This is a genomic window from Streptomyces sp. NRRL S-495 (assembly GCF_000966955.1).
Lineage (GTDB): Bacteria > Actinomycetota > Actinomycetes > Streptomycetales > Streptomycetaceae > Kitasatospora > Kitasatospora purpeofusca.
This window is the reverse complement of the sequence record NZ_JZWY01000969.1, coordinates 1-7,943: the sequence shown is the minus strand read 5'-3', so window position 1 is coordinate 7,943 and position 7,943 is coordinate 1. Positions and strand designations below refer to the sequence as shown.

General features: G+C 72.7%; 6 protein-coding genes and 1 pseudogene. 2 read left to right on the top strand and 5 right to left on the bottom strand.

Translation table 11 applies throughout. The features are described 5' to 3' along the window. Window positions 1–73: 73 nt before the first annotated feature. Both VR45_RS37320 and VR45_RS37315 read right to left on the bottom strand, forming a co-directional pair. A complete protein-coding gene (locus tag VR45_RS37320; RefSeq protein ID WP_045944380.1) occupies window positions 74–811 on the bottom strand; it encodes an SDR family oxidoreductase in 738 nt (245 codons plus the stop codon). A 228-nt stretch (window positions 812–1,039) separates the two neighbouring features. Further along, complete coding sequence (locus tag VR45_RS37315; protein WP_159394501.1) at window positions 1,040–2,728, bottom strand: MFS transporter; 1,689 nt, start codon at window positions 2,726–2,728, stop codon at window positions 1,040–1,042. Between the two features lie 157 nt (window positions 2,729–2,885). On the opposite strand from VR45_RS37315, the gene VR45_RS37310 reads away from it, so the two are divergent. Then, window positions 2,886–3,365 (top strand): MarR family winged helix-turn-helix transcriptional regulator, encoded by a 480-nt coding sequence (locus VR45_RS37310; RefSeq protein ID WP_052709675.1) that lies wholly within the window; start codon window positions 2,886–2,888, stop codon window positions 3,363–3,365. Window positions 3,366–3,391: 26 nt separating this feature from the next. Here the strand turns inward: VR45_RS37310 and VR45_RS37305 are convergent. The 3 genes and pseudogenes from VR45_RS37305 to VR45_RS37295 form a co-directional block, all read right to left on the bottom strand. Further along, window positions 3,392–3,619 (bottom strand): annotated as a pseudogene (locus VR45_RS37305) (ferredoxin); the annotation flags it as partial. 98 nt (window positions 3,620–3,717) lie between these two features. Next, window positions 3,718–4,971, bottom strand: coding sequence for a cytochrome P450 (locus tag VR45_RS37300; RefSeq protein WP_045944379.1), 1,254 nt, complete (start codon window positions 4,969–4,971; stop codon window positions 3,718–3,720). A 134-nt stretch (window positions 4,972–5,105) separates the two neighbouring features. Continuing rightward, window positions 5,106–6,389 (bottom strand): acyltransferase, encoded by a 1,284-nt coding sequence (locus tag VR45_RS37295; protein ID WP_078897331.1) that lies wholly within the window; start codon window positions 6,387–6,389, stop codon window positions 5,106–5,108. 299 nt (window positions 6,390–6,688) lie between these two features. On the opposite strand from VR45_RS37295, the gene VR45_RS37290 reads away from it, so the two are divergent. Then, window positions 6,689–7,918, top strand: coding sequence for an MFS transporter (locus tag VR45_RS37290; protein WP_045944381.1), 1,230 nt, complete (start codon window positions 6,689–6,691; stop codon window positions 7,916–7,918). Window positions 7,919–7,943: the final 25 nt, after the last annotated feature.

Sequence of the window (7,943 nt, the reverse complement as noted above, 5' to 3'; positions counted from 1 at the left end):
GGCCCCGGGTCCGCTCGGGCAGGGGCGCGCCCGGGTCCGTCCGGGTCCCGGGCCTGTTGGGCGGTGGCTGGCGTCAGAGCATGGCGGTGCCGCCGTCGACCAGCAGGTAGCCGCCGGTCAGGTAGGACGCCTCCTCGGAGGCGAGGAAGGCCACGGTGTGTGCGACGTCCTCCGGGGTGCCGTTGCGCCGCACCGCCGTGCGCGCCGCGTTGGCCGCGCGCACCGGCTCCGGGATGTGCGTGGCGAGCTCGCTGAGGATCAGACCGGGCGCCACCAGGTTGACCCGGACTCCCGCCGGTCCCACTTCGCGGGCCAGCGTCCGTACGGCGGCGTCGAGGGCCGACTTCGCCATCGAGAGCGTCCCGAACCCCTCCGGGGAGCGCCGGGAGAGCGACGCGCCGACCGCCACCACCGTGCCCCGGCCGCGTTCGACCATGCCCGGGACGACCAGCCGCACCGGGTGGAGGAAGGCCCGCAGCTGGGCGTCGACCACCGCCAGGGCGTCCTCCGGGGCGGTCCGCAGCAGCGGTGACGGCCGGCCGGCCCGGGCGCCGACGCCGATCGCGTTGGCCACCAGGATGTCCACCGGCCCGAGTTCCCGCTCGGCCCGGGCCACCAGGTCGGCGGCCCGGGCGGCGTCGGTGACGTCCGCCTGCAGGGCGAGCGCGCGCCCGCCGGCCGCCTCGATGGCGGCGACGAGGGTCTCGGCGGCGTCCTTGTCGGTGTGGTAGTTGACGGCGACGGCGGCGCCGCGCTCGGCGAGCAGTCGCGCGGTGGCGGCGCCGATGCCGCGGCTCGCGCCGGTGACCAGGGCGGTCCGACCGCTGAGCGCGGCGGCGCGGGCACCCGCACCCGTGGGCGGGCACCCGCACCCGTGGGGGTGCCGGTGCCCGCGCCGTTGGTGCCGGTCTCGTCGGTGCCGCTCTCGTTGGTGCTGCCGGTGCTGTCGGTGCTGTCGTGCCGTGGGCTCGGGCTGGGGCTCGGGTTCATGGGAGGTCCTTTCGTCCCCGCCCGAACCGCTCGGCGCGGGCAGGGTCCGTCAGTGGGCGGCGCCCGCCTGCAGGCCCCGCCGCAGCGGCAGCCGGAAGACGAGCAGGAAGACCAGCGCGTACACCGCGATCTCGTAGAAGAGGCTGCGGTCCATCGAGTGGGAGAAGTGCTTGCGGGTCGTTTCCTTCATGGTGTCGGCGACCAGCGCGGACACCGCCGGGTCACCGGCCTGGGCGGCCTGGCCGATCAGCGCGGTGCAACTGGGCTGGATCTTGCCCGGGTCGTCGGCGCCCGACTGGTCCTTGAAGCAGGTGATCAGCCCGTCCTCCAGCGCCTGGGCGGTCTGCGGTGAGACCGACGTGGTGCGCAACCGGTCGCCGAAGGAGGGGAGTTCGGCCCGGGCGGCGGCCGTCGCGTTGCCGCTGAGCAGCCCGAAGAAGATCGCTCCGAGCACGGCCACGCCGACCGCGTTGCCCGCCTGTCCCAGGGTGGCCTGGACGCCGGACGCGGAGCCCGCGCTCGGCCCGGTGGCCTCGGCGAGGACGAGGTCGTTCACGGTGGTCACGATCATGCCCAGGCCGATGCCGACGATCACCTCGGCGGGAGTGAGCTTCCAGATCGTCAGGTCCGTCGGATAGGTGCGCAGGGTGTACATCAGCGCGACCATGCCCGCGATCATCACGACGGCACCGATCTGCAGCACGACCTTGCCGAGCTTGGGCAGCAGCGGGATCGCGATGCCCGAGGCGAGGCCGGTGCCGAGGGCGATCGGCAGGAAGGCGAGCCCGGTCTTCAGCGCGGAGAACTGGTGGCCCGCCTGGAGTTCGATCGCGAGGATCAGGAAGACCGAGGACACGCCGGCGAAGCAGAGGAACTGGATCACCAGCCCGAGGCCGAAGGAGCCGCCGCGGAACTGGGTGAGGTCGACCACCGGGGAGCCGCCGCGCTCCTGCAGCCGCCGCTGGTTGACCCAGAAGAGGAACAGCACCGGCACCGAGAGGCCGAGCAGCAGCCAGATCCACCAGGCCCAGTCGGCCTGCGGCCCCTGGATCAGCGGGAAGATCACCAGGGTGACCGCGAAGGTCCCCAGCAGCGCCCCGCGGATGTCCAGCCGGGTCCGTTCCTCCGCGCGCCGCTCCCGCAGCAGCCGCCAGGCGCCGACCGCCGCGAGCACGCCGATCGGAATGTTGATCAGGAAGATCGGCCGCCAGTCGGTGCCGAAGAGATCGAGGTCGATCAGTTCGCCGCCCAGCAGCGGTCCCGCCATGCCGGCGAGCCCGGTCACGGCGCCGAGCGCCCCGAACGCGGCCGCGCGGTGCTTGCCGAGGAAGGTCACATGGATCAGCGACACCACCTGCGGGAACATCAGGGACGCCGCCAGCCCCTGGATCAGCCGGAAGCCGACGATGAGCGGTCCGGACGTGGCGATGCCGCAGAGCAACGAGGCCACCGTGAAGGCCGCCACGCCGTAGACGAAGACCCGCCGCGCGCCGTAGATGTCGCCGAGCCGACCGCCGGTCACCAGGCCTGCGGCGAACGTGAGTTGGTAGCCCGCGAGGACCCACTGGACCTCCGCGTAGCTGGCGCCCAGCGAGTCCTGGATCTGCGGCGACGCGACCGTGACCACGGTGACGTCGAGCAGCTCCATGAAGGCGGCCAGCAGGATGACGGCAAGGCCCAGCCAGTCCCGGCGGGAGGGGGGCCGGGGTTCGGTGGGTGGTGCGGGGGTAGTGCTCACGTCGGTGTTGGTCACAGCTGCTCCGATCGTTACCCAGGTCACACAACCATTAGCAGCCTAACGAACGAATTAAGCGACGGTCAACCGCCCGGGGCTGGTCAACGCACCGGTCGGCGCTACGCTTCACAGAGGATTTCGTGACGAATGGGAGGTTGGGATGCCCGGCCGGCAGAGCGCAGAACGGTTCGCCGCCGAGGCGGACGCCGGTCCGACGTGGCTGCGGACCAGCGTCGCGCCCAAGCTGCACCTGACCGCGAAGTCCTGTCGCGCGTTCTTCGAGGAGCGCCTCGCCGAGGCCGGCGCGACCTTCGCGGCCTGGACGGTGCTCGCCGCCCTCAAGCTCGAGGGCCCGATGATCCAGCGCGCACTCGCCCAGTACCTGAGCATCGAGGGCCCGACGCTCTCCCGACACCTGGAGTCGATGGAGCGGCGCGGCCTGGTCGTCCGCAAGCGCACCGACGTCGACCGCCGGGCGGCGACCGTGGAGATCGCGCCCGACGGCGAGGAGATGTACAACCGGATCTCCTCCGTCGCGATCAGCAGCCAGCAGGACATGCTCAAGGGCCTCAGCGACCGGGAGGTCGCGCAGCTCGCGACGCTGCTGGACCGGATCCTGGAGAACGTCGGGCCGCGCTGAGGGCGGGCCGCGCCGGCGTCGGGGCGTCAGTCCGCCGCGGCCGCCGGTGCGGTGCGCGCGAGCAGGCGGAGCGCGCCGGACGGGCACAGCCGCACGGCCTCCTCCACCCCCTCCCGGTCGGCGCGCCCCAGGCCGTCCAGGCCCTCGCGCAGCAGGACCACGATGCCGTCGTTGTCCTGGTCGAACACCTCCGGAGCGGACAGCACGCACTGTCCGGCGCCCACGCAGTCGTCGTGGAGCACGTCGACGCGGAGCGCGTCGCCGGCGGTGCTGCCGCTGCCGCTGCCGGCGTCGGCGCTGGTGCCGGTGCCGTTGCCGGTGGATCCGTCGGTGCGGTGGTTCTCGGTCATGCCTAGGCCCCCCAGGTGATCAGAAGTTCGTTGACGCCCTGCACCGTGCCGCCGTCGCGCAGCACCAGGTCGCTCCGGTCGACCGCGAGCCGCAGGTCGGGGATGCGGGAGAACAGCGCGGGCAGCGCGATCTGCAGCTCCGCGCGGGCGAGGTTCTGGCCCAGGCACTGGTGCACCCCGTACCCGAAGGCGAGGTGGTGCCGGCTGCCCCGGGCGATGTCGAAGGCGTCCGGGTCGGTGAACGCGGACGGGTCGCGGTTGGCCAGTGAGTGCGAGACCACCAGGCTGTCGCCCCGCTTGACGGTGATGCCGCCGACCTCGACGTCCGCGACCGCCACCCGGGTGCCCGCGATGTCCGCGATCGACAGGTAGCGCAGCAGCTCCTCGACCGCCGGCCCCACCAGTGCCTCGTCCCCGCGCAGCTTCGCCAGCTGCTCCGGGTGTGCGAGCAGGGTGATCACACCGAGGGTGATCATCGAGGCGGTGGTCTCGTGCCCGGCGATCAGCAGCATCAGCGCGTTCATGATGAGTTCGTGCTTGGCCAGCCGGTCGGTCGCCACGTGCTCGGTCGCGATCCGGCCGATCATCCCGGCGCCCGGCTGCTTCAGGCAGGCCGAGATCAGCTCGTCGAAGTACGCGATGAGCAGCCCGACCGACTCGATCGCCTGCTCCGGGCTCTCCGCCTGGACCAGGTTCTGGCTGGTCTCCTGGAAGAACGTGTGGTCCGAGTACGGCACCCCCAGGATCTCGCAGATCACCCGGGACGGGACCGGCAGCGAGAACGCCTGCACGAGGTCGAGCGGGCCGCCGCGCGCCAGCATCTCGTCGATGTGTTCGTCGACGATCGCCGCGATGTCCGGCCGGATCGCGTTGATGCTGCGGACCGAGAATTCCGCGAGCATGGTCCGGCGGTGCCGGGTGTGGTCCGGCGGGTCCATTCCGACGAAGGACGGCGGCTGGAACCGGATTCCCTCCATGCGCTCGGAAACAATCGGATATCCCGGATTCATCCGGTCCGCCGAGAGGGCCGTGCCCCCCAGCAGTTGCCGCGCGGCCTCGTACCCGCTCACCACCCAGGCCGGCGACCCGTCGTAGAGCGTGGCCGCCCGGACCGGCGCACCGTCGCGGAACGCCTGGTAGCCGGACGGCGGGAGATACGGGCAGGTCCGGTCCTGCGGGAACAGCGGCGGCTCCGCGGCCGGGCCGGCGCGCCCCTCCCGGACCGGTTCGCTGTCGGTGTTGACGGTCTCGCTCATGCGACCCCCTCGGATCACCTGGATCGACTTCCGTGTCGACAGGCAGGCTATGGTTGGGCGATTAATTTTCGATCAAATGAATTACGGGCTGCCCGGCTGGACCCGGAGTTCCACCGGAGTTCCATCGGAGTTTTTCACCGGCGGTTTTCGCCGGGTGATTTCCCGGACGACTTCCCGGACGACTTCCCGGGTGATTCGCCGGGTGATTCGCCGGATGGTTTCCCGGCCCGGAAGCGGCGGCGCAGCCGGAGCTCGAGCGGATGCTCCACGAAGCGGTAGAAGAAGGCCGAGACGGCGAGTGTGATCGCCAGCGCCAGCACCGCGTGGCCCAGGTGTCCGGTCCGCGCCGGCACCGGGTCGGTGAAGAAGTCCGCGACCTTGCGGCCCGGGGAGGCGGCCAGCGCCACCGGCAGGATCACCGTGAACTGGAAGAGGTAGAAGGCGTACGACCACTGACCGAGCCGCACCATCGGCCGCGAGCGCAGCAGCGAGGGTCCGCCGTCCAGGTCCCGCCGGGCCAACGCGGCGATCAGCAGTGCGAAGAACGGGGTGAGCGCGGGGTCGACGGCGTCGAACAGCACCTGCGCGCGGAACGCCTCGCCGCGCAGCAGCCAGAGCGTGACCAGCGGCACCAGCAGTGCCGCCAGCGCCACGTCCACCCGGACCGCCCGCCACCCGCGCCGTACCGCGATCGCCGCTGCCACTCCGATCAGGAACTGCGGGATCCGCGCGACCGGCGCGTAGACCCCGAACACGGCCGGCCCGTAACCGTCCAGGCTGGACACCCGGAACACGGGCGGGTACGCCACCCAGAGCCCGATCCGCACCGCCCACAGCACCGCCACCGACCCGGCCACCAGCACGACCAGGCGGCGCGTCGACCAGCCGGTCATCCGGCGGGCGATGCCGGGCAGCAGCGCGTAGAAGAACGCCTCGCAGGAGAGCGACCAGGTCACCGGCGTCGCACCGGTGAGGATCCAGTCCGGTACCCAGGCCTGGACCAGCAGGATCGCGGAGAGCGCGACCACCAGCAGGTGCAGCGGCGAGCCCGAGTCCTTGTTCGGCAGCGCGAACAGCGTCGGCAGCAGCGCGGCCACCGCCAGCAGCGGCCACACCCGGGCGAACCGGCGGCCGTAGAACGAGCGCGCGGAGTCGGCCCCCGTCCAGGTCCAGGCGAGCACGAAGCCCGACAGGACGAAGAACAGCGAGACCCCCGATTCCCCGAGCGAGAACAGGCCCCGGGTGTGCGGCAGCGGCAGCAGGATGTTGATGTGCGACAGGAAGACGCCGAAGGTGGCGATCCAGCGCAGCCCGGTCAGGGAGTCCAGCCGGACGCCGGCCGGCACCGGGCGACCGGCCCTGGGTGGACTGCTGCCCCTCGGCAGGCCGCCGCGCTTCTCGACCGACGCGCTCGACATACGGCCCTCGCCTCCACTAGCTCCGGCCCTGCCGTCCGGGCCCGTGTGTGCACGGGCCCGCTCAGGGGCAGAGCCATCCCACCGGGTGGCGATGAAGCCGGGGTCAAGCGGACGCAAACGCCCCCCGGTGTCCGTGGCCGGGGCGGCCGGGACGACGATGGGGCACTGTGTCGACCAATCATCCTGCCAATTCGCCGGCCGACGGAGACTCGCCGCCGACCCACGCCCCGTCCCCTGCCCCGTCCTCCGCCCCGTCCTCCGCCCCGTCCTCCGCGCCGCCGCGGTCCCGCTATCGGCGGCTGGCCAGGGGAGCCTTCGCCGACCTCAGCCCGTTGCGCGACCACGCCGACTACCGGCGGGTGTGGTTCGGCCAGTCCATCTCCTCCATAGGCCAGCAGATGACGGCCGTCGCCGTCTCGGTCCAGGTCTACGACCTCACCGGCTCCACCTTCGCGACCGGCCTGGTCGGCCTCTTCTCCCTGGTCCCGCTGATCGCCTTCGGCCTCTACGGCGGCGCCATCGCCGACACCGCCGACCGCCGCCGGCTCGGCCTGATCGGCTCGGCCGGCCTCGCCGTCGTCTCCGCCGTCCTCGCCGCCCAGGCGATCGCGGGCCTCGGCCTCGTCGCGGTCCTCTACGTCGCGGTGGCCCTCCAGGCCGCCTTCTTCGCGCTCGCCTCGCCCGCCCGCTCGGCGATGATCCCGCGCCTCGTCCCCGCCGAGCAGCTCCCCGCCGCCAACGCCCTGAACACCGTCAGCATGAACCTCGGCCTCACCGTCGGCCCCATGATCGGCGGCGTCCTCATCGGCGCCTACGGGGTCCAGGCCGCCTACCTGGTCGACACCGTCGCCTTCGGAGCCACCCTCTACGCGATGTGGCGCCTGCCCGCCATGCGCCCGCTCGGCGACCGCAAGGGCCGCGCCTCCGTCCTCGACGGCCTCCGCTTCCTGCGCGAGCAGCCCAACCTGCGCACCAGCTTCCTCGCCGACCTCGCCGCCATGATCTTCGGCATGCCGCGCGCCCTCTTCCCGGCCCTCGCCATCACCTTCTACGGCGGCGACGCCCGCACCGTCGGCCTGCTCGCCGCCGCCCCCGCCGTCGGCGCCCTGGCCGGCGCCCTCTTCTCCGGCTGGGTCGGCCGCATCCACCGCCAGGGCGCCGCCGTCATGACCGCCGTCGCCGCCTGGGGCCTCGCCATCGCCGCCTTCGGCCTGGCCCGCAACCTCTGGCTCGGCCTCCTCCTGCTCGCCGCCGCCGGCTGTGCCGACACCATCAGCATGATCTTCCGCAACACGATGATGCAGGTCGCCGCCCCCGACGAGATGCGCGGCCGCCTCCAGGGCGTCTTCATCGTGATCGTCGCCGGCGGCCCCCGCCTCGGCGACTTCGAGTCCGGCGCCGTCGCCTCCCTCACCAGCCCGACCGTCTCCGTCGTCAGCGGCGGCCTCGCCTGCGTCGCCGCCATCCTCCTCCTCGCCGCCCGCCGCCCCGCCTTCCTCCGCTACGACGCCCGCCACCCCACCCCCTGACCCACCACCCCCACCCACCCCCCGA